The organism is Martinezella tropici, from assembly GCF_008370325.1.
GTDB lineage: Bacteria > Pseudomonadota > Alphaproteobacteria > Rhizobiales > Rhizobiaceae > Rhizobium > Rhizobium tropici_B.
In genome coordinates this window covers 553582-578575 of sequence record NZ_VNIP01000001.1, presented here as the reverse complement: position 1 = coordinate 578575, position 24994 = coordinate 553582, and the positions used below count along the sequence as shown (strand labels likewise).

Annotated in this window: 20 protein-coding genes; 8 read left to right on the top strand and 12 right to left on the bottom strand. The window is 61.0% G+C overall.

Going from position 1 to position 24994, the window contains the following annotated elements; translation table 11 throughout:
* Positions 1 to 71 precede the first annotated feature (71 nt).
* Both FP026_RS02860 and FP026_RS02855 read right to left on the bottom strand, forming a co-directional pair.
* Positions 72 to 1997, bottom strand: a complete 1926-nt coding sequence (locus tag FP026_RS02860) for a DEAD/DEAH box helicase (RefSeq protein ID WP_149633150.1) — start codon at positions 1995 to 1997, stop codon at positions 72 to 74.
* Between the two features lie 355 nt (positions 1998 to 2352).
* Positions 2353 to 4305, bottom strand: a complete 1953-nt coding sequence (locus FP026_RS02855) for an acetoacetate--CoA ligase (protein WP_149633105.1) — start codon at positions 4303 to 4305, stop codon at positions 2353 to 2355.
* A gap of 166 nt (positions 4306 to 4471) precedes the next feature.
* On the opposite strand from FP026_RS02855, the gene FP026_RS02850 reads away from it, so the two are divergent.
* Positions 4472 to 6376, top strand: a complete 1905-nt coding sequence (locus tag FP026_RS02850) for an AsmA family protein (protein ID WP_149633104.1) — start codon at positions 4472 to 4474, stop codon at positions 6374 to 6376.
* A gap of 30 nt (positions 6377 to 6406) precedes the next feature.
* On the opposite strand, the gene FP026_RS02845 is transcribed toward FP026_RS02850, so the two are convergent.
* The 3 genes from FP026_RS02845 to FP026_RS02835 are packed head-to-tail and all read right to left on the bottom strand — an operon-like array spanning position 6407 to position 9282.
* Positions 6407 to 7222 carry an ABC transporter permease subunit gene (locus FP026_RS02845; RefSeq protein WP_149633103.1) on the bottom strand — a complete coding sequence of 272 codons (816 nt, stop codon included), beginning with the start codon at positions 7220 to 7222 and terminating at the stop codon, positions 6407 to 6409.
* A 3-nt stretch (positions 7223 to 7225) separates the two neighbouring features.
* Positions 7226 to 8137, bottom strand: a complete 912-nt coding sequence (locus tag FP026_RS02840; RefSeq protein WP_149633102.1) for an ABC transporter permease subunit — start codon at positions 8135 to 8137, stop codon at positions 7226 to 7228.
* A 2-nt stretch (positions 8138 to 8139) separates the two neighbouring features.
* Positions 8140 to 9282 carry an ABC transporter ATP-binding protein gene (locus tag FP026_RS02835; RefSeq protein ID WP_149633101.1) on the bottom strand — a complete coding sequence of 381 codons (1143 nt, stop codon included), beginning with the start codon at positions 9280 to 9282 and terminating at the stop codon, positions 8140 to 8142.
* Here FP026_RS02835 and FP026_RS02830 point away from each other — a divergent pair.
* On the top strand, positions 9273 to 9467 hold the full coding sequence (locus FP026_RS02830; protein ID WP_149633100.1) for a hypothetical protein: 195 nt from the start codon (positions 9273 to 9275) through the stop codon (positions 9465 to 9467). The genes FP026_RS02835 and FP026_RS02830 overlap by 10 nt on opposite strands.
* Before the next feature lie 37 nt (positions 9468 to 9504).
* On the opposite strand, the gene FP026_RS02825 is transcribed toward FP026_RS02830, so the two are convergent.
* Positions 9505 to 10593: a polyamine ABC transporter substrate-binding protein gene (locus tag FP026_RS02825; RefSeq protein WP_246665214.1), complete on the bottom strand. Its 1089-nt coding sequence runs from the start codon at positions 10591 to 10593 to the stop codon at positions 9505 to 9507.
* Between the two features lie 185 nt (positions 10594 to 10778).
* Positions 10779 to 11651: a LysR family transcriptional regulator gene (locus FP026_RS02820; RefSeq protein WP_149633098.1), complete on the bottom strand. Its 873-nt coding sequence runs from the start codon at positions 11649 to 11651 to the stop codon at positions 10779 to 10781.
* Between the two features lie 88 nt (positions 11652 to 11739).
* Between FP026_RS02820 and FP026_RS02815 the strand changes: the two genes are divergently transcribed.
* On the top strand, positions 11740 to 11997 hold the full coding sequence (locus tag FP026_RS02815; RefSeq protein WP_149633097.1) for a hypothetical protein: 258 nt from the start codon (positions 11740 to 11742) through the stop codon (positions 11995 to 11997).
* Here the strand turns inward: FP026_RS02815 and FP026_RS02810 are convergent.
* The 4 genes from FP026_RS02810 to FP026_RS02800 all read right to left on the bottom strand — a co-directional run bounded on the left by FP026_RS02810 (position 11973) and on the right by FP026_RS02800 (position 16902).
* Complete coding sequence (locus FP026_RS02810; RefSeq protein ID WP_149633096.1) at positions 11973 to 14510, bottom strand: methyl-accepting chemotaxis protein; 2538 nt, start codon at positions 14508 to 14510, stop codon at positions 11973 to 11975. The two genes, FP026_RS02815 and FP026_RS02810, sit on opposite strands and share 25 nt — an antisense overlap.
* Before the next feature lie 328 nt (positions 14511 to 14838).
* Entirely contained in the window at positions 14839 to 14982 is a 144-nt protein-coding gene (locus FP026_RS30085) for a hypothetical protein (RefSeq protein WP_188112474.1), read from the bottom strand.
* Between the two features lie 153 nt (positions 14983 to 15135).
* Positions 15136 to 15648 carry an ankyrin repeat domain-containing protein gene (locus FP026_RS02805; protein ID WP_149633095.1) on the bottom strand — a complete coding sequence of 171 codons (513 nt, stop codon included), beginning with the start codon at positions 15646 to 15648 and terminating at the stop codon, positions 15136 to 15138.
* A gap of 72 nt (positions 15649 to 15720) precedes the next feature.
* The gene (locus tag FP026_RS02800) at positions 15721 to 16902 is read right to left on the bottom strand and encodes an NAD(P)/FAD-dependent oxidoreductase (protein ID WP_149633094.1); all 1182 of its coding nucleotides are present in this window, start codon (positions 16900 to 16902) and stop codon (positions 15721 to 15723) included.
* 137 nt (positions 16903 to 17039) lie between these two features.
* Between FP026_RS02800 and FP026_RS02795 the strand changes: the two genes are divergently transcribed.
* From FP026_RS02795 to edd, 5 genes are all read left to right on the top strand, one after another.
* Positions 17040 to 18476 carry a glutamine synthetase family protein gene (locus FP026_RS02795; protein WP_149633093.1) on the top strand — a complete coding sequence of 479 codons (1437 nt, stop codon included), beginning with the start codon at positions 17040 to 17042 and terminating at the stop codon, positions 18474 to 18476.
* Positions 18477 to 18487: 11 nt separating this feature from the next.
* Positions 18488 to 19786 (top strand): NAD(P)/FAD-dependent oxidoreductase, encoded by a 1299-nt coding sequence (locus FP026_RS02790; RefSeq protein ID WP_149633092.1) that lies wholly within the window; start codon positions 18488 to 18490, stop codon positions 19784 to 19786.
* A gap of 131 nt (positions 19787 to 19917) precedes the next feature.
* Positions 19918 to 21393, top strand: a complete 1476-nt coding sequence (gene zwf, locus FP026_RS02785) for a glucose-6-phosphate dehydrogenase (protein WP_149633091.1) — start codon at positions 19918 to 19920, stop codon at positions 21391 to 21393.
* A gap of 15 nt (positions 21394 to 21408) precedes the next feature.
* Complete coding sequence (pgl, locus tag FP026_RS02780) at positions 21409 to 22107, top strand: 6-phosphogluconolactonase (RefSeq protein ID WP_149633090.1); 699 nt, start codon at positions 21409 to 21411, stop codon at positions 22105 to 22107.
* A gap of 179 nt (positions 22108 to 22286) precedes the next feature.
* The gene (gene edd, locus FP026_RS02775; protein ID WP_149633089.1) at positions 22287 to 24110 is read left to right on the top strand and encodes a phosphogluconate dehydratase; all 1824 of its coding nucleotides are present in this window, start codon (positions 22287 to 22289) and stop codon (positions 24108 to 24110) included.
* Between the two features lie 42 nt (positions 24111 to 24152).
* Here the strand turns inward: edd and FP026_RS02770 are convergent, their stop codons facing one another.
* Entirely contained in the window at positions 24153 to 24983 is an 831-nt protein-coding gene (locus tag FP026_RS02770) for a DUF3313 domain-containing protein (RefSeq protein ID WP_432444075.1), read from the bottom strand.
* Between the last annotated feature and the right edge of the window lie 11 nt (positions 24984 to 24994).

The window sequence follows — 24994 nt, the reverse complement described above, 5'->3', positions numbered from 1 at the left end:
GATCTCCTCTTGCCGGGAGATGCGGAGATAGCGACAAGGGGGCGCCGCCCCCTTGAACTCGGTGACAGAAATTATTCCCCCTGAGCCCGCGCAGCCTTGCGCGCGGCCTTGGAATTCGGCTTGCCGCCCTTTGGAGGGCCGCCGTCATTCTTGGCGAAGTTCGGCTTGCCGGGCTTTTTCGCCCAGGGCTTCTTGTCGGATCGTTCGGAAACGCTGCCCTCGCCCGCGTGCGCCCGCTCCGGCTTCCGATCGGACTTCCATTTCGGCTTGGGGGCGTCGTTCGAACGGGAACCCTTGTCGGCGAACGGTTTCTTCTTTGCGAAGCCGCCTTCCCGCTTGGCCTGCTGGAAATCCGGCATGCCGGCGAGCTGCTTGACGCGGATGCCGCGCTCGAGCGTCTTATCGGGGCCGATGGCGCTCAGGAAGCGCTCGGCACCATCAGGCGAAAGCTCGACGAAGGTTTCCTCGGGCTGCATCTTGATGGCACCGATGTCGCGCTTGGTCAGATTGCCGTTGCGGCAGAGCATGGGGATCAGCCAGCGCGGCTCGGCATTCTGCTTGCGTCCGACAGAGAGCGATACCCAGAGACCATCGGTGAAGTCGTTGCGTCCAGCAGACGAGCCCTCATCGCGAGGCGTGACCGGGAAATCGTCGCGGCGGGGCTTTCGGCGCTCGCCTTCGGCCGGCACGTCCTGCAATTCCTCGGGCGCGGAATGGCCGGCGCGGTATTGCCGCAGGAATGCGGCGGCGACCTGCTCGGCGCCGTGGCGCTCCAACAGCTGCCGAACGATCGACTGCTCGTCTTCGGCAAGCGGCGCTTCAAAGACCGGATCGGCAAGAAGCCTTTCATCGTCGCGCAAGCTCACTTCATCGGCTGACGGCGGCTTTGCCCAGGTAGCGCGGATGCGGGCAGCTTCCAGCAGGCGTTCGGTCCGGCGGCGGGCGCTGAGCGGCACGATGAGAGCGCTGACGCCCTTGTTGCCGGCGCGGCCGGTGCGGCCGCTGCGATGCAGCAGCGTGTCCGGATTGGTCGGCAGATCGGCGTGAATGACCAGCTCCAGACCCGGCAGGTCGATGCCGCGGGCGGCAACGTCGGTGGCGATGCAGACGCGGGCGCGGCCGTCGCGCATCGCTTGCAAGGCGTGCGTGCGCTCGTTCTGGCTAAGTTCGCCTGAGAGCGCAACGACCGAAAAGCCACGATTGTTGAAGCGAGCCGTCAGATGATTGACGGCAGCACGCGTCGAGCAGAAAACGATGGCATTGCGCGCCTCATAGTAGCGCAGCACGTTGATGATGGCGTTTTCCCTGTCGCTCGGCACGACGGTCAGCGCGCGATAATCGATATCGACATGCTGCTTGGCCTCGGAAGCGGTGGCGATGCGGACGGCATCGCGCTGATAGTTCTCGGCGAGCTTGGCGATCGAGCGCGGCACGGTGGCGGAAAACATCAGGGTGCGACGATCAGACGGCGCGGATTCCAGAATGAACTCCAGATCCTCGCGGAAACCGAGATCGAGCATTTCGTCGGCCTCATCGAGCACGACGGCTTTGAGTTCGGAAATATCGAGCGAGTTGCGGCGGATATGATCGCAGAGACGGCCGGGCGTGCCGACGACGATGTGGGCCCCGCGCTCGAGCGTGCGCCGTTCCGTGCGCATGTCCATGCCGCCGACGCAGGAGGCGATCGTCGCCCCTGTCAGCCCGTAGAGCCATTCCAGCTCGCGCTGGACCTGCAGCGCCAGTTCGCGGGTCGGCGCGATCGCCAGCGCCAAGGGAGCGCCGGCGCGGCCGAAGCGTTCGGCACCATCGAGCAGGCCGGGCGCCAGCGCCAGGCCAAAGGCAACCGTCTTGCCCGAGCCGGTCTGAGCCGAGACAAGGGCATCCTTGCCGGCAAGGCCAGGATCGAGCATCGCCTTCTGTACCGGCGTCAGCGTTTCATAACCACGCTTCGACAAAGCCTCGGCAATCGCAGGAGCGATGCCTTCGAATTCAGTCATCATCTGTCTTTCGGAATTCTTCGCGCGCCATCAGACGGCGATCATCGTGGCTCGCACGTCGCGAACCTCTTCTTCACGCCTGCACATACTTGCTCAATGCGGCAATGTACAGAGCAGACGCGTTTTCGTGCGAGGCGAAACGAAAAAAAGGCAGCGAACCGCGCTGCCTTTGAAGTTGATGCTGTCGAAAGCAAGCTCGAGTCGGTGAACTTCATGTCTCGGGAACCAAGAGCGGCTCCAATCCGCTCCAGCTCATGCGAACGGCCTCAAGTTGGCCTTTACTTTTGACCAAGCTTTCTTAACGCGGGGTTACCAAACGAGGGTCATCGTTTGCCCCTCAGTTTTAGGGACTGCTTCAGCTTTTGAGTTCTTCCAGCCCGGCAAAGAGATCCAGCACTTCAGGATTGGCGAGCGCCTCCTTGTTCTTGACAGGCCGGCCATGCACCACCTCGCGCACGGCAAGCTCGACGATCTTGCCGGATTTCGTGCGCGGAATATCCGCAACGGCGATGATCTTGGCCGGCACGTGACGCGGCGAAGCGCCGGTGCGGATGCGGGTCTTCATCGCCTTGACGAGATCCTCCGTCAGCGACACGCCGGCAGCAAGCCGGACGAACAGCACGACACGGACATCGTCGTCCCAATCCTGGCCAATGCAGAGCGCTTCCAGAACCTCGGGGATCTGCTCGACCTGATTGTAGATCTCTGCGGTGCCGATGCGCACGCCGCCGGGATTGAGCGTCGCATCCGAGCGGCCATGGATGATGAGGCCGCCATGAACAGTCCATTCGGCGAAATCGCCGTGGCACCAGATATTGTCGAAGCGCTCGAAATAGGCAGCGCGATATTTGGCGCGCTCGGGATCGTTCCAGAACATGACCGGCATCGAGGGGAAGGCCTTCGTGCAGACGAGTTCACCCTTCTCGCCGCGCACCGGCTTGCCTTCGTCGTTCCAGACATCGACGGCAAGGCCGAGACCCGGCCCCTGGATCTCGCCGCGCCAGACCGCTTGCAGCGGGTTGCCGAGCACGAAGCAGGAGACAATATCGGTGCCGCCGGAAATCGAGGCCAGCTGGATATCGTCCTTGATCCCCTCATAGACGAAGGAGAAGCCCTCGGGCGACAGCGGCGAGCCGGTGGAGGTCATCAGCCGCAGGCTCGAAAGGTCGTGCGACGTCTTCGGCATAAGGCCGCTCTTGTGAACCGCGTCGATATATTTGGCAGACGTGCCGAAGACCGCGAATTTCTCTTCCTGCGCATAATCGAACAGGATGTTGCCATCCGGCGCGAAGGGCGATCCGTCGTAGAGGCAGAGCGTCGCGCCGGCGGCAAGGCCTGTCACCAGCCAGTTCCACATCATCCAGCCGCAGGTGGTGAAGTAGAAAACCTTTTCGCCCGGAACGACGCCACAATGCAGGCGGTGTTCCTTGATCAGCTGCAGCAGCGCGCCGCCGGTGGAATGCACGATGCATTTCGGAACGCCTGTGGTGCCCGAGGAAAACAGGATGAACAGCGGATGGGAGAAGGATACGAGCTCGAACTCGACCGATTTCGCTGCGAAGGGCGCGACCAGATCATCAAGAGTTTGCGAATTCGACGTGGCCGTGACGACCGCGGCGGCATTGCCGGCATAGGGCACGATGACGGTGGGCGCATTCAGGCGCTGCGCGATGGCGCTCACCTTCGCGGTGACGTCCTGCAGCTTGCCGCCATACCAATAGCCGCTGCAGGCAATGAAGAGCTTCGGCTCGATCTGGCCGAAACGGTCCATGACGCCCTGCTCGCCGAAATCAGGGGAACAGGAAGACCAGATGGCGCCGATCGATGCGGCTGCCAGCATGCAGGCAATGGTCTCCGGCATGTTCGGCATCATGGCCGCCACCCGATCTCCCTTGCCGATGCCATGGGCGCGATAGGCCTGCTGCAGGCGCGATACCATCGCGGCCAGCCGGTCCCATGACCAGCGATCGCGCACCTTGTCCTCTCCCCAGAACACCAGCGCATCGCCCTCGCCGCTCTTCGACAGCAGGTTTTCGGCGAAATTCAGCTCGGCATCGGGAAAGAAGCGCGCCTCGAGCATGATGTCGCCGTCGATCAGCGCCCTCTCGCCTCGCTTGCCCTTCAAGCCGCAGAAATCCCAGACTTCGGTCCAGAAATTTTCGCGCTCGGCGATGGACCAGGCGTGAAGCCCGGCAAAATCCGACATCGAAAGGCCAAAACGCCGGTTGCATTGCTCCATGAAGACAAACATCGGGCTCTGGCGACGAAACTCCTCCGACGGCGTCCAGAGCGGCTGCTGATCCTGCATATTTCTCCCTCCCGCTTTTCACTGTATATAGCGATGCTGCAGTGCATTATAAAATCACGGTGCTGTGGGTATTGCCAGTGTGTCATGTTTGCATCCGGCAAACATTTCCTATATCCGGCAAACGCAGGCAGATTATCCCTATCAGTTCGCGAGTCTCCACGGGATCATGAGAGCTTCGAAAAACAATAAATGGTGGCTGACGATGCGATCGGCTTCACGCTGGCTGCCTGCCGTCGTCCGCACGACCGGCATCATTCTTCTCACGATTCTCATTGTGTTCGCTGTCTTCAGAGCGACTGCGCCTTTCCTGATTTCCAGCGGGCTGGTGCGTTCCGGCATCGAGAAGGCGCTGTCGGAATGGACGGGATACCGCGCCCAGATCGACGGCGATCCGACGCTGGAATTCTGGCCGACGGCACGCGTCACGCTCAATGGCGTGACCATCCGCGAGCCGACGCGGAATGGCAAGGTTCTGGGCCATGTCGACAGTCTTTCCGCGGATTTCTCGCTCTGGTCGGCCATTCGCGGCCATGCGCGCTTTCATGAGTTTCATTTCCTGCGCCCGATCCTCTATATCCGCCGTGACGATAACGGCCTGATCGACTGGACGAATGAAGGCCGTCTTTCCAAGGCGATCGAACAGGCGGAAACGTCTTCCGGACAGGGCATGCCGATGCGGAAGGACCAGGATGCGGCTATCGGCATGCTGACTATCGAGGACGGCAGCGTCGAAATGACCGACGAGCGCAGCGGCAACATCTACAGGCTGAATGGCGTCAATGCAGACATTTCATGGCCGCGGCTCTCGCGGGCGATGTCTGCCGTCATCCTTGCACGCTTCAATGGCCAGGACATCAAGCTCAATTTCGATTCCGCGCAGCCGCTGCTGTTCTTTGCCGGCAAGAATGTCGACGCCAAGACCAGCTTTACCTCGGCGCTGATCAACTGGACCTATTCCGGCGTCACCAGCCTGTCCGACTTTTCAGCCTTTGCGGGCAATCTGCAGCTCAGCGTCCCGAATGTGCCCTCGTTCCTGGCCTGGAGCGGGCAGCATCTGCCGGCGGCCGATGCCCTCAAGAATGTTTCGCTCAGCGCCGATATTGCTGCGACCGAGAAGGGCCTGCGCTTCAACAACCTCAGTTTCAAGGTCAATGATTCCACGGCATCCGGCATCATGGATCTGAATTATACGACGGCAGGCAAGCCGAAGATCTCCGGCACGCTCGCCTTCGACCAGATGAACCTCAATCCGTTCCTGGCCGCCTTCTCCATGCGCCTTGCCGCCGAGACTGCCATCGATGCACTGCTCAACGGCAATCCGCTGCAACGGCTCGACCTCGACATGCGCCTATCGTCGAACAAGGCGGCGCTCGGTCCCTTCCAGTTCGACAATATCGGCGCCAGCCTGCTGGTGGCGGGCGGCAAGGCGAAGTTCGATATCGGCGACAGCGGCTTCGAGAACGGTTCGCTGACCGCGCATCTGGAGGTCGCCCCAGGAGACTTCGACGGCGGCGGCAAATTGCAGATTTCAATCCGAAACGCGGATTTCGGCGGTCTCTTCACCCGTCTGAAGCTGATAGGTCCGCTGCCGATGCCGTCGTCAGGCTCGCTGGATCTGTCGCTCAGCACCTCCAAGCCGATCTGGGTCGCGACGCTCAGCGATGTCGCCGGCACGCTGCACTTCAATTCAACGACAGGAACCTTCCGTGAATTCGACATCTCCAGCTTCCGGACGCTTGCAGCGGAAAAAACCTTTTTCCGGATGAGCGACATTGCCGACACGTCCTTCGACTTCGACAGCATCAATGTCGACGCAAGTTTTGCGAAGGGATCCGCCGAAGTGAAGAATGCCTCGATTGCCGGACGCAACGAAACCATCACCTTCAACGGTGTCGTTCCCTTCCGCACCAACAGCCTGGCGCTTTCTGGCGCGATCGAGGCGACATCGCCCTCCGATGCCGACGAGTTGCCGATGCTGCCTTTCTTCATCGGAGGCAGCTGGCCAAACCCGGTCGTTTCGCCGGTCGCGACCTTGCTGCAGAAGCCGGTACAGCCGCTGCAGCAACAATAATCTCCAGGATTATATTTCGACCGTCGCGCCTCAGGCCGCGGCGGCTGCCTGTTCGTCCCTCTGGCGCTGCACTTCGCGGCGCTTGGTGACGATGGAAGCGCAGATGACGCCGACCGCGACGACACCGATGAGGATGGTGCAGATGGCGTTGATCTCCGGCGTGACGCCAAGCTTGACCTGGCTGTAGATCAGCATCGGCAGCGTCTTGGCGCCGGCGCCGGATGCGAAGGTCGCGATCACTAGATCATCGAGCGACAATGTGAGGGCCAGCACCCAGCCGGAAAAGACGGCCGGCGCGATGATCGGCAGCGTCACCTCGAAGAAGGTGCGCACCGGCGGCGCGCCGAGATCCAGCGCCGCCTCCTCGATCGATCGATCGAAGGTCAGCAGGCGCGATTGCACGACGACGGCGACGAAGCACATGGTCAGCGTCGTATGCGCCATGACGATCGTCCAGAAGCCGCGATCGACACCAGAGGTGACGAAGAGCAGCAGCAGCGACAGGCCGGTGATGACGTCAGGCATGACCAGCGGCGCATAGATCATGCCCGAAAACAGGATGCGACCGCGGAAACGCGTATGGCGCACCAGCGTAATCGCCGCGAAGGTGCCGAGCACGGTAGCAACGGTTGCCGACAGGAGTGCGATGCGCACCGTCAGCCAGGCGGCGTTCAACATGGTGTCGTTGCTGAAGAGATGCACATACCACTGCGTCGAAAAACCGCCCCAGACCGTGACCAGCCTGGAGCTGTTGAAGGAATAGATGACCAGCAGCAGGATCGGCAAGTAAAGGAAAGCCAGGCCGAGTGTGACGGAGACGATGTTGAAGCGGGACCAGCGGGTCATGAATTATCTCCCCTTCTCGTCGGCCCTGGCCTGGAAATGCTGGAAGAAGACGATGGGGATGACCAGCACCAGAAGCAGGATGGTCGCCACCGCCGAGGCCAGCGGCCAGTCGGTATTGCTATAGAATTCCGTCCATAGCACCTTGCCGATCATGAGGGTTTCGGAGCCACCGAGCAGGTCGGGGATGACGAACTCGCCGACAGCGGGGATGAAGACCAGCATGCAGCCGGCGATAACACCGGGAAGCGAGAGCGGAAAGGTGACGCGCCAGAAAGCGCCGATCGACGTGCAGCCGAGATCCTGTGCCGCCTCTATCAACGTGCCGTCCATCTTTTCCAGCGCGGAATAGAGTGGCAGTACCATGAAGGGCAGATAGGAATAGACCATGCCGATATAGACGGCGGTGTTGGTGTTCAGGATGACAAGCGGCTGGTGGATGATGCCGAGCCCCATCAGCAGCTGGTTCAAGAGACCCGTGGTGCTGAGGATCGACATCCAGGAATAGACGCGGATCAGAAAGCTCGTCCAAAAGGGCAGGATGACCAGCATCAGCAAAGTCGGCCGGATCGTGCGCGGCGCCTGCGCCATGCCGTAGGCGATAGGATAGGCGATGATCAGCGTCAGGAGCGTCGAGATGCCGGCGATCTGCAGGCTCTGAATGTAGGCGTTCATATAAAGGGGATCGCCGGCCAGCCATGTGTAATTGTCGAACGACATGGTCTGGAACTTGTCCCACCAGTCGCCGAAGCTGTCGCTCCAGGCGAAGGACGGGTCATAGGGCGGGACCGACAGCGCCTTCGTCGACAGCGAGATGCGGAAGACGATGAGGAACGGTGCAAGGAAAAAGATCAGCAGCCAGGCATAGGGAACGATGATCACGAGGCGCTGATAGATTAGGGAACCGAGCGCTCTCATGATCAATCCTTCAGCAAGACGCCGGCATTTTCGTCGAAGGAGACCCAGACGTTCTGGTCGTAGGCGAAGGGCTCTTCCACCGCGCGTACGGCGTTCAGCGACGAGGCCTTGACCACTTGCCCGCTCTTCAGCTTGACGTGGAAAACGGTCATGTCACCGAGATAGGCGATATCCCATATCTCGCCTTCGGCCGCATTGACCGAGGCATTGGCCGGAGGGCGTGGCGACACCCGAAGCTTCTCCGGACGGATGGCGAGGCTCGCGCGGCTTCCCGCCGACTGTGCGCCGCCGGAAGCGGTGCGCACCGTGAAGCCGGAATCGACCGATATCTCGACGATACCCGACTGCGCTGAGGTGACGTTGCCGTCGAGGATGTTCACGTCACCGATGAAGTCGGCAACGAAGCGGCAATTGGGCGCCTCGTAGATTTCGGCCGGCGTTGCCACCTGCACCACCTTGCCATGACTCATGACCGCGATGCGGTCCGCCATTGTCATCGCCTCTTCCTGATCGTGGGTCACGACGACGAAGGTCAACCCCAGGCTCTGCTGCAGATCCATGAGCTCGAACTGGGTTTCTTCGCGCAGCTTCTTGTCGAGCGCGCCGAGCGGTTCGTCGAGCAGCAGCACCTTCGGCCGCTTGGCTAGCGAGCGCGCCAAGGCCACGCGCTGGCGCTGGCCGCCGGAAAGTTGGTTGGGCTTGCGCCTGGCGAATTGCTCCAGCTTGACGAGTTTCAGCATCTGCGCGACGCGATCGTCGATCTCCGCCTTCGGCATGCCGTCCTGGCGCAGGCCGAATGCGATATTCTTTTCCACCGACATATGCGGAAACAGCGCATAGGACTGAAACATCATGTTGACGGGGCGGCGATAGGGCGGCGTGCCGGCAAGGTCCTGGCCATCGAGCACGATTTCGCCTGTTGTCGGCTGCTCGAAGCCAGCGAGCATGCGCAGAAGCGTGGACTTGCCGCAGCCCGATGCACCGAGAAGAGCAAAGAATTCGCGATTGTAGATATTCAGGGAGAGATTATCGACGGCGATGAAATCACCGAACTTCTTCGTCACGTTCTTGAAGGAAATATAAGGCTTGGCCGAAGGGTCGGTCCAAGGAGCAAAGGAACGCCGGATATTACCGAGTGACTTCATTATCTATCCCCAAATGGATGCCGGGCGAGCTTTCCTGGAACATTTCCGCTTTTCGTCGAACTGCAGAAACGCTCCATCTTTTGTTTTTCCGCATTCCGGACGGAAAACCGCTGCGCACTTTTCCTGGAAATGCTTTGGCGCCGGCTCTTCCCCACCCCGGCACGCTCGCGATTTTTGCTTTATAAGGAAAGGCCCGGACGTTGCCGTCCGGGCCGCTTCGATTTATTGGCCAGTGGTGACCTTTGTCCACAAGCGCGTCCCCACGCGCTGCGTTTTTGCATCCCAAGGTGTCAGTGTGAACAACTTCTCGCGGACCGCATCGGTCGGATAGACGGCCGGATCTTCCAGTACGTCCTTGCTCACGAATTCCTGGGACGCCTTGTTGCCGTTGGCATAGGCGGTGAAGTTGCTCGCCTTGGCGATGACTTCCGGCTTCATGATGTAGTTGAGGAAGATATGGGCCTCTTCGACATGCGGTGCATCGGCGGGGATCGCCATGACGTCGAACCACATCTGCGCCCCCTTCTTGGGGATCGAATAGCTGATATTTACGCCGTTCTTGGCCTCGGCGGCACGGTTGCGGGCCTGCAACACATCACCGGAATAGCCGAAGGCGATGCAGATGTCGCCATTGGCCAGCGCGTTGATATATTCGGAGGAGTGAAACTTGCGCACGAACGGCCGGATCGACGTCAAAAGCTCTTCGGCCTTCTTGAAGTCTTCCTGCTTGGTCGAATTCGGGTCGAGACCCAGATAACGCAGGGCCGCCGGAATGACGTCGGTCGGCGAATCCAGCATGTAGATGCCGCAATCCTTGAACTTGGCGGCAAGCTTGGGATCGAAGATCACGTCGATATCGGGCGCGTCATCGGTGCCGAGGATCTGCTTCACCTTGTCGACATTGTAACCGACGCCGCTGGTGCCCCACATATAGTCGATGGCGTACTTGTTGCCGGGATCGTAAGTGGCGATGCGCTGCTGCACCGTATCCCACATGTTGGAGATGTTCGGCAGTTTGGACTTGTCGAGCTTCTGGAAGACGCCGGCCTTGATCTGGCGCTGCAGGAAATAGGCCGTCGGCACGACGACGTCGTAGCCGGTCTTGCCCGCAAGCAACTTGGTTTCCAGGGTCTCGTTCTGATCGAACGTGTCGTAGACGACCTTGATGCCGGTTTCCTTGGTGAAATCCGACAGGATCGAATTATCGATGTAATCCGACCAGTTATAGATATTGACGACTTTGTCTTCTGCCTGAGCGACCGTTGCCAGCGAAACGACCGCGAACGCCGTTGCTGCAAGCCGTGCGAACATGGACTTCATAGTCTCTCCTGTTTTGTTCAAGGGCATCCAGGCGACACCCAACCCTCTGTTTTTCCCGTTAGACTAGAAAGGAAATATGAAGGCGACAAGGGGAAAAGCGTGGGCTCACACTCTTTCGCATTTTTGCCGTCCACCGTCCGCAGGACGCACGAGAAAGCAGACGTCGAGGTGTTCCGTCACGCATAGGTCGGGCGCTTGCCCGCAAAAAGCTCGGCATGGCTTTTCAAGAGCTTGGCCATGCGGTCGACCACGGTGCGGATTTCCCTTCGGTGACGGTCGGCATTGTTCATGACGATCCATTGCCGGTGGCGGAGAGACGGGATTTCCTCGCCAACCCGTTCCAGCCTCGGCTCCTGATCACCGACGAAGCAGGGCAGAACCGCAATGCCCGACCCCGCAAGCACGAGATCATGAAGCGAGCGCGGGCGGGTGACCGTGAAAGCGATCTCCTCCCGCCTGTTTTGATGCGGCCAGCGCAGATAGGCCGACACCGCCTCTTCCTCCGCCACCGCGATCCAGCGCTGTGGGCCGACAAAGCGGATATTGCGGGCCTGATAGGCGGCATAGGCGACATCACCGATCTTGATGGCCGCGAGATTCGCCTCCTCCGGCTCGAATGCGCGGATGCCTATGTCACTCTCGCGATGGGCAAGGCTGACGCGTCGCTCGCCGAGATGCAGATCGATGCGGAATCCATCCCGCTCCGAACAGATCGTCGGCATGTTCTGACTGAGCAGCCAGCCGATCCATGTGCCGGCAGTGATGCGGACGACGGACATGCCCTGGGCATCGCGCTGCCAACTGTCGACCTTGCGGGCGGCGGCCTCCATTTCCAGCAGCTGATCGAATAGCGCCTGGCCGTCACCAGTCAGCGTGTAGCCGGCCTGGCTGCGTTCGAAGAGGGGGCGGCCGATCTGTCCCTCCAGTTCCAGCATCCGCCGACCGATCGTTGCCGGGCTTAGGCCGCTCGAAGCGACCGCTCCCGTCAGTCCGCCGCCGCGGGCGACATCGAGGAAGAGCTGATAGGAATCCCAGGTGGTATTTTTCATAATTGAAAAACATAGGGCGAAAACGGCCGTTTATAAAGCAAATTCTCATGTGTAGTTAAGGCGATGCCTCAAACCATGGAGACGTCTCATGCTGGAAAGCATCGCTTTGGCCAAGGCCATCGAAATACAAAGCCAGACGCGCGAAGAGCAATGGCGCCAAAAAGAGGATCTCTTCTACCTCGACTATGGGCACGAAACGCCGCGCCTTTTCCTGTGGATCGAACGGATGATCGCCGCCTTAAGCGCTCATCGCAAGCCAATAGGAAAGGCGGACCGGCCGAAAATTGGCCGATCCGCCCGTGATGGCAACAGTTGCAGCGGTCAGGCTGCTTGCTCCCGAATATAACCGACGCTGTATCCGGCTTCGATCTTGAACTGCTGGATCAGGTGCAACAGGGCGTCGGCTTCGGAGGCTAGCTCGCGGCTTGCTGCCGTGGTTTCCTCCACCATGCCGGCATTCTGCTGCGTCATCTGATCCATGTGATTGACCGAGGAATTGACCTCCTGCAGCGCGCTTGCCTGATCGTGGCTGGCATGGGCGATCATTTCCACATGCTGGCTGATCGTGACGATCTGGCTGCTGATCTGCGCCAGCACCGAGCCGGCCTCCTGCACGAACTGCGAACCGGAGGCGACCTCCTCGGTCGACTTGTTGATCAGCCCCTTGATTTCCTTGGCGGCAGCGGCCGAGCGCTGTGCCAGCTCGCGTACCTCCATGGCGACAACGGCGAAACCTTTACCGGCGTCGCCAGCGCGGGCGGCTTCGATGCCGGCATTGAGCGCCAGAAGATTTGTCTGGAAGGCGATCTCGTCGATGACGCCGATGATCTGCTCGATCCGGCGGGAAGCGTCCTCGATGCGCGACATCGCATCGATGGCGTTGCCGACGACGACGGAGCTGTCATCGGCGCTGCGCTTGGCCTCGCGCACGATCGCATCCGCATCCTTGGCGCGTTCGGCGGAAGAACGGACCGTGTTGGTGATTTGGTCGACGGCGGCGGCGGTCTGCTCCAGCGAAGCAGCCTGCTGCTCCGTACGCTTCGACAGATCCTCGGCGGAAGCAGCCATCTGGTTGCCGTTGCTCTGGATCAACTCGACATTGTCGCGCACCTGGCTCAGCGTCTGCTGCAGGCGCGACAGCGAACTGTTGAAGTCCTGGCGGAGCTGTTCGAGACGACCGATGAAAGGCTTGTCGATCGTCGCGGAAATGTCACCCTGGGCAAGACGCTCGAGGCCGGCCGCAAGCTCGCTGACGGCATGGTCGATCTGGCGGTCGAGCTCGCGCTTTTCAGCGTCGTTGCGCTGGCGCTCGTGTTCTGCGGCCGCGCGTTCCTCGTCGCTCTGCTCCTCGATGCGGATCTTCGAAATGGCGTTGTCCTTGAAGATGCCAAGCGCCCGGGCCATGTCGCCGATTTCGTCACGGCGCTGCTCGCCGGAAATCGCGGTCTCCAGCATGCCGTCGGCGATGCGGCGCATGGCGGCGGTGATCTGGCCGATCGGACGTTGCAGCGTCAGCACGAGCGCGATGCCACCGGCAACCGAGAGGATGATGCCGAGAGCGGTCGCCAGGATGGAGATGTAATTCGCCTGATTGCGCTCGGTGCCCGCGCTCTGCTTCTGCGTTTCGGCGAAGGCGGTGAGCTGGCCCCAGACCTGATCGAGCTGCTGGCGGGCGCGCGCATATTCGGCGACGCGCTGCGTGATGGTACCGACCAGCTTGCCGCCGGCTTCGTCCATCGACTTGATCGCCGGGCGAATGGCCGAGTCTATGTCGCTGGCGAAATCCATGCTCTTGGCGCTCTGGTTCAGCGTATCGATATCGCCGCCGAGCTTGGAGATTTCCTGGCGCAGGCGGACGAGATTGTCCTTATTCGTATTCGCGTTGAAATCCGCCAGAACGAGCTGTAGCGAATAGACCGAATCCTCGAGGCGTCGCGTGTCCTGCAGGACCGAATTGGTCTGCGCGACGCGGGCGTCGAGCGATACGAAGGTCGTGGTTGCCTGGCGCATCATCTGCGTTGCCGCCAGCTGCGTATAGGTCGAGGTCTGACGGAAGCGCGACAGCAGCCGGCTGATGCCCGTGATGGTGTCGTCCGTCGGCACATCGGTGCTTTCCGTGAAGGCGGCAAGTTCCTTGATCGTGCTCACCAGCGACTGAACCACGCTCTTCTGGTTCTGCGGCAATGCGAGATCGATGGAACGTTGTGCTTTGTTCAGGTCCGACAGCCGGTCCTTCAGGAGCTTGACCTTGTCGGCCGGCGTCGCCGCCTTGTTGAAATCTTCGGCAACGGAGGCCAGCATATCGCCGCCCTTCAGCAGACGGTCGGCGGAACGCAGCGTGGAGGTCGCGTCCGCCTGGTCCTGGCGCATCCGGTCTTCAAGCTGCTGGCTGTTGAAATTAACGTTGAAGCGGGCACTGATCAATGCCCTCTGCGCGTCGTCGATCGTCTTGCGGAGCGAGACTTCCTGCTCATGCAGCGTCCATAGCCGGCCTACGAGATTTGCCATGTCGGCGGTCTTGGCGGTGGCTTCGGTCAGATTGTCACGGCCATCCGCATCCGCACCGAGCTGGCCGAGAGTGGCATTCAGCACGCCCTGCTGCGACTTGATATCCTGATAGAGTTTGTCGCGCTGCTGCGTATTGGTGATGCGCAGGAAGTCGTCCATGGAGCCGTAGAGGTTCTTGAAGCCGGTCAGCGACTGCAACACGCTGTTGGAGATCTCCATGCGCCCCTGGAGCAATCCCGACGCGTAAAGCCCGGTGAGGCCAACGGCGGAAATGCTGATGACGAACGGCAGGACGAATATGAGGACCTTCGTCTTGATCTTGAAACGCGACAATATCTTATCAATGAACATAGTGGCTCAGACCTCTCACATGCCGCTCCCCCGTCGACGCCACCTCGGCGCTGACCGGATGTATAACCATCGTTCTTGAAATATCCGCAGGCGGGGCTACCGAGTATAATGTCGGGAAGCAATCATTGCTTCGGCTCTATCATGCAGTAGAGCGCCCCATGAAATCGTCGGGAATTGTCCGTCTGATTAATTAATTTTCAGATAAGGGCGTTGTGTGGGCTCGCAACGTACAATCAAACGCTGAGAAAGCGGATGGGAAGCCTATATTTGTACGCGAGCAAAGGCCATCGTTCCGGCGACGGCCAAGAATAACGAAGCTACTGAAGGATCAGAAGCCGCGTACCGCGAGATAGGCGATGCAGGCGGCTGTGACGCCGGTCGCCAACATCAGAAGCCTTGCCGCCAGGAGCTTGGCATTGTCTTGGGTCTGAGCGATTGCAATGGCACGAGCGCGACGCTTTGTTCTATTCATGAGTATATTCCCATTTTCGCACTGACACGATAACCGGCAAAAGGCCGTTCCCGCAACAGGCAATATACAAAATAGAAATATAGGAAAAGAAAACGCCAAAAACAGAGGTTAGCCGCAAAGCGGCGCAGCCATCACATTGGCAGAGAGAGCGCGCTACTTCAGCAATGCCGCGATGGCGGGATCGGTCGCCATTTCAGCAGCGGTCTTGCCGGAGGCAGACTTGACGGTCTTGTCGGCGCCGTCCTTCAACAAGGCCTTGACGACGGCCGGATCATCCTGCTGGCTCGCCATGTGCAAAGGCGTCCAGCCATCGTAATCGCCGCGCGCGTTGACGTCGGCGCCCTTGGAAACCAGAAGATCGATCATGTCGGCGGGGCCATAATAGGCGGCAGTATGCAGCGGATACCAGCCCTCCGTCGTCTTCATGTCCAGCTTAGCGCCGCAAGCCAGCATCTTCTTGACGACATCGCCTTTCTTGTCGCGGATCGCAATGGCGAAATTCGTATCGCCGCCCGCATCCTGGCCGTTCGGATCCAGCTTCTTGCATTGCGCGGAAGCAGCGCTCGCATCGGACGCCGTCACGGCCAGCATGCCAAGCGACATCGTCACGGCCGCAACTACGCCTGAAAGAACGGCGTGGCGGAACATCGGGGCTTTGAACGTCATGATTGTCTCCATCGAGCATCTTCGCGCTGGAGATGCTCTTTGCCCGTTTCGCGGTCGGTTGGCAAGATCAATTCAGGCAGCCTCGCCGGCGACATGGCCGGAAGCCCAGGCCCATTGGAAATTATAGCCGCCTAGCCAACCCGTCACATCGACGCACTCTCCGATGAAGAAGAGGCCGGGGACGGTTTTCACCTGCATCGTCCGCGAATCGAGACAGGACGTGTCGATGCCGCCCAGCGTCACCTCCGCCGTGCGATAGCCTTCGGACCCCGACGGCTTGACCGACCAGGATTGGATTGATGATGCGAGCTGCTGCACACGCTTGTCGGACTGATCGGCCATATTGCCGGATATGCCTTCGTTCTCGACGAAATGCTGCGCCAGCCGTTTTGGCAGGATCTCGGCAAGGGCTGTCTGCGCGGATTGCCGACCATTCACCTGCTTGGCCTTCTTGAGAAGCTCGAACAGGTCGATATCAGGCTCGATCACGACGGTGATATCCTCACCCTCCCGCCAATAGGAGGAAATCTGCAGGATGGCGGGGCCGCTGAGGCCGCGATGTGTGAAGAGAAGGGCCTCGCGGAAGGCTGTCTTGCCATGGCGGATCTCGGCGGGCGCGGCAATGCCCGACAGCGGCGCCAGATGCTGAAGCAATTGCGGATCGAGCGTCAGCGGCACGAGCCCCGGACGAGTCTCGACAACGGGCAATCCGAATTGCTCGGCGATGCGATAGGCAAAGCCGGTAGCCCCCATCTTGGGGATCGACTTGCCGCCCGTCGCCACGACCAGCGAGGTTGCTTCGAAAACGCCTTCGGAGGTGCTGATGCGATAGCCGCCAGCACTTTGCTCGATGCCGCCGACCTCGGTTCGCAACCGAAGTTGCGCTCCGGCAGCGCGCATCTCGTCGGTCAGCATGCGGATGACGTCCTTGGCGCTGTTGTCGCAGAAGAGTTGGCCGAGCGTTTTCTCGTGCCAGGCAATGCCATGGCGCTCGACCATGGCCAGGAAATCCTTGGGCGTGAAACGCGCCAACGCCGATTTGGCGAAATGCGGATTGGCGGACAGGAAGTTCCTCGGACCGGCATTGATATTGGTAAAGTTGCAGCGGCCGCCGCCGGAAATGCGGATCTTTTCGCCGGGTGCGGCGGCATGATCGAGCACGAGGGCGGAGCGCCCGCGCTGGCCGGCCCGGATGGCACACATCATGCCCGCCGCGCCCGCACCGAGGACGATTACATCATATCTGCCAACCACGCTTCAGCCCTTCATTCTTCGCCGCGCTCTCTCGTTTCCTTTTCCATCATACGGCGAAAGTCCGAGCGGTTTCCCCCTCGCCAATTGGCAAACTGCGGTTATGATGCAGTCTCCGACAAACGCAAATACGGTGTTTTATGCCTGCGAGAAAGACCCCGCTGAAAGCTTCCGTGCCTGTCTCGAAAATCCCTACGGTTCCTCCCAGTCTGAGATCGGCACGCGGCGTGGCAAACTGGAAAGAGGCAGCCCAATGGCTCCGGGCACGCGGGATCGAGGACATAGAATGCATCACGCCGGACCTCGCAGGCGTACCGCGCGGCAAGATGATGCCGACGTCGAAATTCACCTCCAATACATCGCTGGCACTGCCCTCGGCGATCTATCGCCATACGATTTCCGGCGAGTATCCGGAGGAGACCGAAAGCTTCCGCTACGAGCCGCGCGACAGCGACCTGAAGCTGGTGCCCGATCTTTCGACGCTTTCGGTCGTGCCCTGGGAGAGCGATCCGACGGCGCAGGTCATATGCGATATCGTCAATTCCGATGGCGATGCGGTGTCCTACACACCGCGCAATCTGCTGAAGCGCATCATGGGTCTCTACCGCGAGCGCGGGTGGAAGCCGGTGGTCGCGCCGGAAATCGAATTCTATCTCGTCGCTAAGAACGACGATCCGGACTATCCGCTGCATCCGCCGAAAGGCCGTTCCGGCCGCTCGATCCTCGGCGGCCAGGGTTATTCGATTGCCGGCATCAACGAATTCGACGAATTGATCGATGATATCTATCACTTCTCTGAGAAGCAGGGCCTGGAGATCGATACGCTGATCCATGAAGAGGGTCCGGCGCAGCTCGAAATCAACCTGCGCCATGGCGACCCGATCGAGCTTGCCGACCAGGTGTTCATGTTCAAGCGCACCATTCGCGAAGCGGCCATGAAACACGGCATCTACGCCACCTTCATGGCAAAGCCGATCCAGAGCCAGCCCGGCTCGGCGATGCATATCCACCAGTCGGTCGTGAACATCGAGACCGGCAAGAACGTCTTCACCAATCCGGATGGCAGCCCGTCACAGGAATTCTTCCAATTCATCGGTGGCATGCAGCGCTACGTGCCGAATGCGCTGGCGATGCTCGCGCCCTATGTGAATTCCTATCGCCGGCTGGCACCGAACATGTCTTGCCCGGTCAACAATGCCTGGGGCTATGACAACCGCACCACCGCCTTCCGCGTGCCGGTTTCCGATCCGCAGGCACGGCGCGTCGAAAACCGGCTGCCGAGCTCCGACGCCAATCCCTATCTGGCGCTCGCCGCCTCGCTCGCCTCCGGCCTGCTCGGCATCATGAAAAAGGTGGAGCCGACCGCGCCGACCGAGGATTCCGCCAATGAAGGTTCCATCGACCTGCCGCGCGGGCTTCTCGAAGCCATTGCGCTCCTGGAAGGCGAGCCGGCTTTCGAAGAGGTCCTGGGTAAGGATTTCATCGACATCTATGTCGGCGTCAAGCGCGGCGAATTCGAAACCTTCATGCAAGTGATCAGCCCGTGGGAGCGGGAATTCCTTCTGCTCAACGTGTGAAGGAGCTGCCCATGACACTGCAGGAAACATGGCAGAGCCCGATTGCGCCGGGCCTTTCCTTCTATCAGGCGACAGTCGGCCCGCGGGCGAGCTATCCTAAGCTCGACGGTTCGCGCCGGGCCGATGTTGCGATCGTCGGCGGCGGCTATACCGGCCTGCAGGCCGCCTATAATCTTGCCAAGGGCGGCGTCGACGTCGTCCTGATCGACGCCAACCGCTTCGGCGATGGTGCCTCCGGCCGCAATGGCGGCCAGCTCGGCACCGGCCAGCGCTGGTGGCCGGAAGAGATGGAAGAGAAGATCGGCTACGAGCGCTCGAAGGCTCTCTTCGATTTGGCCGAGGACGCCAAGCGCCATCTTCTCGATTTCTCTTCCGAGCATGGCATCGACATCGACTTCCTACCCGGCCAGATGAATGTCACCCACAAGCGCGGCTACAAGCGCGACTACATGGACAATGCGGAGATCGCGGCGACCCGCTACGGCTATCCGCACGTAACGTTCATGGATCAGGCCGAGACCCAGGAGCGGCTGGGTTCGCAATTCTATCTCTATGGCGTCCGGGATATGGGCACGGGCCATATCAACCCGCTGAAGCTTCTCATCGGCCTTGCCCGCGTCGCGGCCGAAGCCGGTGCCTCCCTCTTTGAGATGACCCAGGCAAAGGGCTTTCGCCAAGCGGACGGCAAGACCGTTATCGAAACGGATGGCGGCGAGATCACCGCCGACCGGGTACTGATCGCCTGCAACGGCTATATCGGCAACCTCGAGCCGGTGACCTCGAGCCACGTCATGCCGATCCGCTCCTTCATCGGCGCCACGGAACCGCTCGATCGCTTCCCGCAGGTTCTTCCGGGCAACGAGGCCGTTGCCGATTCGCGGTTCGTCGTGCGCTATTTCCGCAAATCGAAGGACGGGCGCCTGCTGTTCGGCGGGCGTGAGGCCTATACATCAGACAATCCACGCGACATAACGCAGCACATCCGCCGGCAGATCACCGAAATCTATCCTGCTCTGAGCGATATAAAGATCGACTATGCCTGGGGCGGTTCGGTAGGCATCACCATGCCGCGCCAGCCCTTCGTGCGCGAAGTCATGCCCGGCGTCACCTCGATCGGCGGTTATTCCGGCCATGGGGTTATGCTGTCAAATTATTGCGGTAAACTCTATGCGAAAACGGTACTCGGGAATGCGGATGAACTTCATCTCTTCAAGGAGCTGAACATTCCGCCCTTCCCCGGCGGTGCGCGCATGCGGGCGCCTCTGCTGTTCCTGGCGCTCTCGTGGTTTGCGTTGCGCGACAGGTTTTGAAAACCGGAAGATGATTTCTTCCACCGGCAATCCGTTCTAAAAAGCCGACCTGAATTTTGCGATGCACACTGGCCTTTTTAAATCGATTAGATTAAAAGGGGCCTCAACCAAGACCGATTGAGAGATAGCTCATGAGCAGCCAAATCATTCCCGTTGAACCATTTGATTATGTCGTTTTCGGCGGCAGCGGCGACCTTGCAGAACGCAAGCTCCTGCCCGCTCTTTACCATCGTCAGGTCGAAGGCCAATTTTCCGAGCCGACACGCGTCATCGGCGCTTCGCGCAGCGCGCTTTCCAACGAAGAATACCGCAAATTTGCCGACGCTGCCCTGAAGGAACACCTGAAGAAGGGCGAATATGACGACGCCGAAGTCAAGAAGTTCCTGGCTCGCCTGTTCTACGTGCCCGTCGATGCTCGCAGCGACGCCGGCTGGGACCAGCTGAAGAAGATTCTGGACGAGGGCAAGGAGCGCGTGCGCGCCTTCTATCTCGCCGTCGCTCCGGGCATCTTCGGCGACATCTCGCAGAAGATCCACGATCATAAGCTGATCACCAAGCAGACCCGCATCGTCGTCGAAAAGCCGATCGGCCGCGATCTCGCATCGGCCCTGCAGCTGAACGACACGATCGGCAAGGTCTTCAAGGAAGAGCAGATCTTCCGCATCGACCACTATCTCGGCAAGGAAACCGTGCAGAACCTGATGGCGCTGCGCTTTGCCAACGCCCTCTACGAGCCGCTGTGGAACGCCAACCATATCGACCATGTGCAGATCACCGTCGCTGAATCGGTGGGCCTCGAAGGCCGCGCCGGCTACTACGACACGGCCGGCGCCCTGCGCGACATGGTCCAGAACCACATCCTGCAGCTGCTTTGCCTGACCGCGATGGAAATCCCCTCCTCGATGGATTCGGAAGCCGTCCGCGACGAGAAGCTGAAGGTTCTGCGCGCGCTGAAGCCGATCAACGCTTCCAATGTCGAGCAGGCGACGGTTCGCGGCCAGTATCGCGCCGGCGCTTCGGCGGGCGGCCCGGTCAAGGGTTACCTCGATGAGCTCGAAGGCGGCGTCTCCAACACGGAAACCTTCGTCGCCATCAAGGCCGAGATCGGCAACTGGCGCTGGGCCGGCGTTCCCTTCTACATCCGCACCGGCAAGCGCCTTGCCGGCCGCATGTCGGAGATCGTCATCACCTTCAAGCACATTCCGCACACCATCTTCGATCAGGCTGCGGGCCGCATCGTCGCCAACCAGCTGATCATCCGCCTGCAGCCGGACGAAGGCGTCAAGCAGTCGCTGATGATCAAGGACCCGGGTCCGGGCGGCATGCGCCTGCGCAACGTCTCGCTCGACATGAGCTTTGCGTCTGCCTTCAACGTCCGCAATCCGGACGCCTATGAGCGTTTGCTGATGGACGTCATCCGTTCCAACCAGACGCTGTTCATGCGCCGCGACGAAGTGGAAGCCGCATGGAAGTGGGTGGACCCGATCCTCAAGGGTTGGGAAGAAGCCGGCCAGCAGGTACAGGGCTATACGGCCGGTACCTGGGGTCCGAGCCAGGCTATCGCGCTCATCGAGCGTGACGGCCGCACCTGGCACGACGATATCTAATCCGGGACGATAACGATGACAGCGAACATGCATGCTTTTGCTAATGGTGCCGAACTCGCCGGCAAGCTCGCGGACAAAGTGGCCGAGACCCTCACGTCCGGCATCGCCGCGCGCGGCTCCGCAAACATCGCGGTCTCCGGTGGCTCGACGCCGAAGGCCTTCTTTCAGGCGCTGTCGTCGCACTCGATCGACTGGAGTAAGGTGACGATCACCCTGGTCGACGAACGGTTCGTGCCGGCGGACAATCCGCGCTCGAACCATCTTCTCGTTCAGGAAAACCTGCTGAAGGACAAGGCGGCAGCCGCCAACTTCCTTCCGCTCTACCAGGCCGCGGCTTCCGTCGAGGAGGCCGCCGCCATCGCCACGGAAAAGACCAAGACTGTCGGCCATCCCTTCGATGTCGCCATCCTCGGCATGGGCAATGACGGACACACGGCTTCCTTCTTTCCGGGCGGCAGCAATCTCGCAACCGCACTCGATCCGAACACCCCGCGCGGCATCATCACGATGGAAGCGGAAGGTGCGGGCGAGCCGCGGCTGACATTTACCTTCTCCAGTCTTCAGGATGCCCGATTGCTGGTGCTCCATATCGAGGGAGAAGGTAAAAAGGATGTCCTCGCCAAGGCGGAGGCAGCAGGCGAGGAAACCGAGATGCCGATCCGCGCCATGCTGCGCCGGGCCGCTGCTCCGGTCGAGATTTATTGGGCTCCGTGATACGGCCGGCAGGCCTCGTCATCGAACCCTGAAAGACACAGCAACATGTGCTGCGCCATGTGCCCGCAAGGGTGCGCCGGCAGAGCATTGACTTTTGAACCCCGCGCCAAGCCCTCTACCACGATAGATCGAAGCAGGTCTTCCGGGCACAGCGCAGAACAGACGGAGGCAGATCGACCATGGCCGCTGACGCCCGCATATCAGCGATTACCGCACGCATCGTCGAGCGCTCGAAGCCGACGCGCGAGCGCTATCTGGACCGCCTGCGCAATGCCGCAACGAAGGGGGCGCAACGCTCCGTGCTCGGCTGCGCCAATCTTGCGCATGGCTTTGCCATCTGTTCCCCCTCCGAGAAGGAGGCACTGGCGGGGGACCACGTGCCCAATCTCGGGATCATCACCTCCTATAACGACATGCTCTCGGCGCATCAGCCCTTCGAGACCTATCCTGCGATCATCCGCGAGGCGGCGGCCGAAGCGGGCGGCCTCGCTCAGGTTGCCGGCGGCGTGCCGGCCATGTGCGACGGCGTCACGCAGGGCCAGCCGGGCATGGAGCTTTCGCTCTTCTCGCGCGATCTGATTGCCATGTCGGCGGCTGTCGGCCTGTCGCACAATATGTTCGACGCGGCCGTCTTCCTCGGCGTCTGCGACAAGATCGTGCCCGGCCTCGTCATCGCCGCCCTCTCCTTCGGTCATCTGCCCGCCGTCTTCATTCCGGCCGGACCGATGACCTCCGGTCTGCCGAACGACGAGAAGTCGCGCGTGCGCCAGCTCTATGCCGAGGGCAAGGTCGGACGCGCCGAACTGTTGGAGGCGGAATCGAAGTCCTATCACGGCCCGGGCACCTGCACCTTCTACGGCACGGCCAATTCCAACCAGATGCTGATGGAAATCATGGGGTTCCACATGCCGGGCGCCTCCTTCGTCAATCCCGGCACGCCGCTGCGCGAGGCTCTGACCCGCGAGGCAACCAAGCGTGCGCTCGCCATTACCGCCATGGGCAATGAGTTCACGCCGGCCGGCGAAATGATCGACGAACGTTCGATCGTCAACGGCGTCGTCGGCCTGCATGCGACCGGGGGCTCGACAAACCACACGATGCACATCGTCGCCATGGCGCGTGCAGCGGGCATCGTACTCACCTGGCAGGATATTTCCGAGCTTTCCGACATCATCCCGCTGCTTGCCCGTGTCTATCCGAACGGGCTTGCCGACGTGAACCATTTCCATGCCGCCGGCGGCATGGGCTTTCTCATCAAGGAGCTCCTGAAGAACGGGCTGCTGCACGACGACGTGCGCACCGTCTACGGCCAGGGCCTCAGTGGCTATTCCATCGACGTCAAGCTCGGCGCCGACGGCAATGTCGCGCGCGAGCCGGCACCGGACAAGAGCCACGACCCGAAGGTGCTGGCAAGCATCGACACACCTTTCCAGAGCAGTGGCGGTTTGAAGATGCTACGCGGCAATATCGGCAAGGCCGTCATCAAGATTTCCGCCGTCAAGCCGGAGCGCCATATCGTCGAAGCGCCGGCCGTGATCTTCCACGACCAGCTCGAGATGCAGCAGGCCTTCAAGGACGGCAAGCTAAACCGCGATTTCGTCGCCGTCGTCCGCTTCCAGGGACCGAAGGCCAACGGCATGCCGGAACTGCACAAGCTGACCCCGGCGCTCGGCGTGCTGCAGGATCGCGGTTTCCGCGTGGCACTCTTGACCGACGGACGCATGTCCGGCGCATCGGGCAAGGTTCCGGCTGCCATCCATGTGACGCCGGAGGCCGTCGATGGCGGTCCGATCGCCCGTATTCGGGAAGGCGACATCATCCGCATCGACGCGATCGCCGGCACGCTGGAAGTGCTTGTCGATGCCGCCGACATGGCCGAGCGCGAGCCCGTGGTCGCCGATCTCTCGGGGAACGAGTTCGGCATGGGCCGCGAGCTTTTCACTCCCTTCCGTCACGCCGCAGGGCCGGCGGACCAAGGCGCGAGCGTCCTGTTCCACCACTGAAGCTAAGCCGCCGGAATTCGGCTAGGCGGCATCGAGGGCTGATCAAGGCGCCTTCGATGCCGTTTTTTCCGCATTCGCCGGAGCCTTGTCCGTCCACGCCGGCGGAAGACCGAGACGTGCTCCTACAAAGCCCGTCACACCCGGTGACTTGCCGAATACCTTGCAGGCCTCATACTTGGGTGCCCGGCCGACGAGCGCCGCCAGTTTCGCCTTGGAAGGGAAAGAGGGCGTCGCTCCGAACGGCGTCTTACCCTTGACCAGCATCTTGCTGAAATCGCCGCCGAATTTGGCGGCGAGGCTGTAGGCATCTCCCTCCTTGGCGACCGTTCCCGAATCAAGAAATGCGCTTGCGCCGCGTCCCCAGATCATGACAGCCTTCTGCACGCCCTGGGGGTTGAAAGCTTCCGCCTCGAGCGAGAGGCTGCCCATGCCGATCGGGATGCGCGGAACGGGCATAGGCACACCCGGCAGCAATACGCTCTTGCCCACGGATGCAACTTTCGAGACTCCGACAGCCGTCGCATTCGTCGCCTTGACCTGTGTCACGAGGGCGCGAACGGTCAGATCCGCCGGCTCGGACAGGCCGACTACGACGAAGCGTTCGCTCAATCCGGAGCAAAGCGCCCTGTCGACCGCATTGGTGACGAGATCGCGCTGCTTGGGCGTGAAACCGGCGCTTTCAGCGCGCATCGAAAAAGCTGTGGGAATGATCTTCACGGCCTTCGCCGCAAGAACATCATCCTTGCTCACCCGAAGAAGCGAGTGCGCGACCAGCCCGTCTGATCGGGTCATACCATCATAGGACCGCAGGGATCCCGCACGATCCAGCGGCGCGGCGGCACAGCCTCCTAACAGGCCCATCAGCAGAGCCATCGACCACCTAT

Bases quoted from the DNA above. Each gene is read 5' to 3' on its own strand.
- FP026_RS02860 (WP_149633150.1), bottom strand. From the start codon at position 1,997: ATGACTGAATTCGAAGGCATCGCTCCTGCGATTGCCGAGGCTTTGTCG.
- FP026_RS02855 (WP_149633105.1), bottom strand. From the start codon at position 4,305: ATGCAGGATCAGCAGCCGCTCTGGACGCCGTCGGAGGAGTTTCGTCGC.
- FP026_RS02850 (WP_149633104.1), top strand. From the start codon at position 4,472: ATGAGAGCTTCGAAAAACAATAAATGGTGGCTGACGATGCGATCGGCT.
- FP026_RS02845 (WP_149633103.1), bottom strand. From the start codon at position 7,222: ATGACCCGCTGGTCCCGCTTCAACATCGTCTCCGTCACACTCGGCCTG.
- FP026_RS02840 (WP_149633102.1), bottom strand. From the start codon at position 8,137: ATGAGAGCGCTCGGTTCCCTAATCTATCAGCGCCTCGTGATCATCGTT.
- FP026_RS02835 (WP_149633101.1), bottom strand. From the start codon at position 9,282: ATGAAGTCACTCGGTAATATCCGGCGTTCCTTTGCTCCTTGGACCGAC.
- FP026_RS02825 (WP_246665214.1), bottom strand. From the start codon at position 10,593: ATGTTCGCACGGCTTGCAGCAACGGCGTTCGCGGTCGTTTCGCTGGCA.
- FP026_RS02820 (WP_149633098.1), bottom strand. From the start codon at position 11,651: ATGAAAAATACCACCTGGGATTCCTATCAGCTCTTCCTCGATGTCGCC.
- FP026_RS02815 (WP_149633097.1), top strand. From the start codon at position 11,740: ATGCTGGAAAGCATCGCTTTGGCCAAGGCCATCGAAATACAAAGCCAG.
- FP026_RS02810 (WP_149633096.1), bottom strand. From the start codon at position 14,510: ATGTTCATTGATAAGATATTGTCGCGTTTCAAGATCAAGACGAAGGTC.
- FP026_RS30085 (WP_188112474.1), bottom strand. From the start codon at position 14,982: ATGAATAGAACAAAGCGTCGCGCTCGTGCCATTGCAATCGCTCAGACC.
- FP026_RS02805 (WP_149633095.1), bottom strand. From the start codon at position 15,648: ATGACGTTCAAAGCCCCGATGTTCCGCCACGCCGTTCTTTCAGGCGTA.
- FP026_RS02795 (WP_149633093.1), top strand. From the start codon at position 17,040: ATGCCTGCGAGAAAGACCCCGCTGAAAGCTTCCGTGCCTGTCTCGAAA.
- FP026_RS02790 (WP_149633092.1), top strand. From the start codon at position 18,488: ATGACACTGCAGGAAACATGGCAGAGCCCGATTGCGCCGGGCCTTTCC.
- zwf (WP_149633091.1), top strand. From the start codon at position 19,918: ATGAGCAGCCAAATCATTCCCGTTGAACCATTTGATTATGTCGTTTTC.
- pgl (WP_149633090.1), top strand. From the start codon at position 21,409: ATGACAGCGAACATGCATGCTTTTGCTAATGGTGCCGAACTCGCCGGC.
- edd (WP_149633089.1), top strand. From the start codon at position 22,287: ATGGCCGCTGACGCCCGCATATCAGCGATTACCGCACGCATCGTCGAG.
- FP026_RS02770 (WP_432444075.1), bottom strand. From the start codon at position 24,983: ATGGCTCTGCTGATGGGCCTGTTAGGAGGCTGTGCCGCCGCGCCGCTG.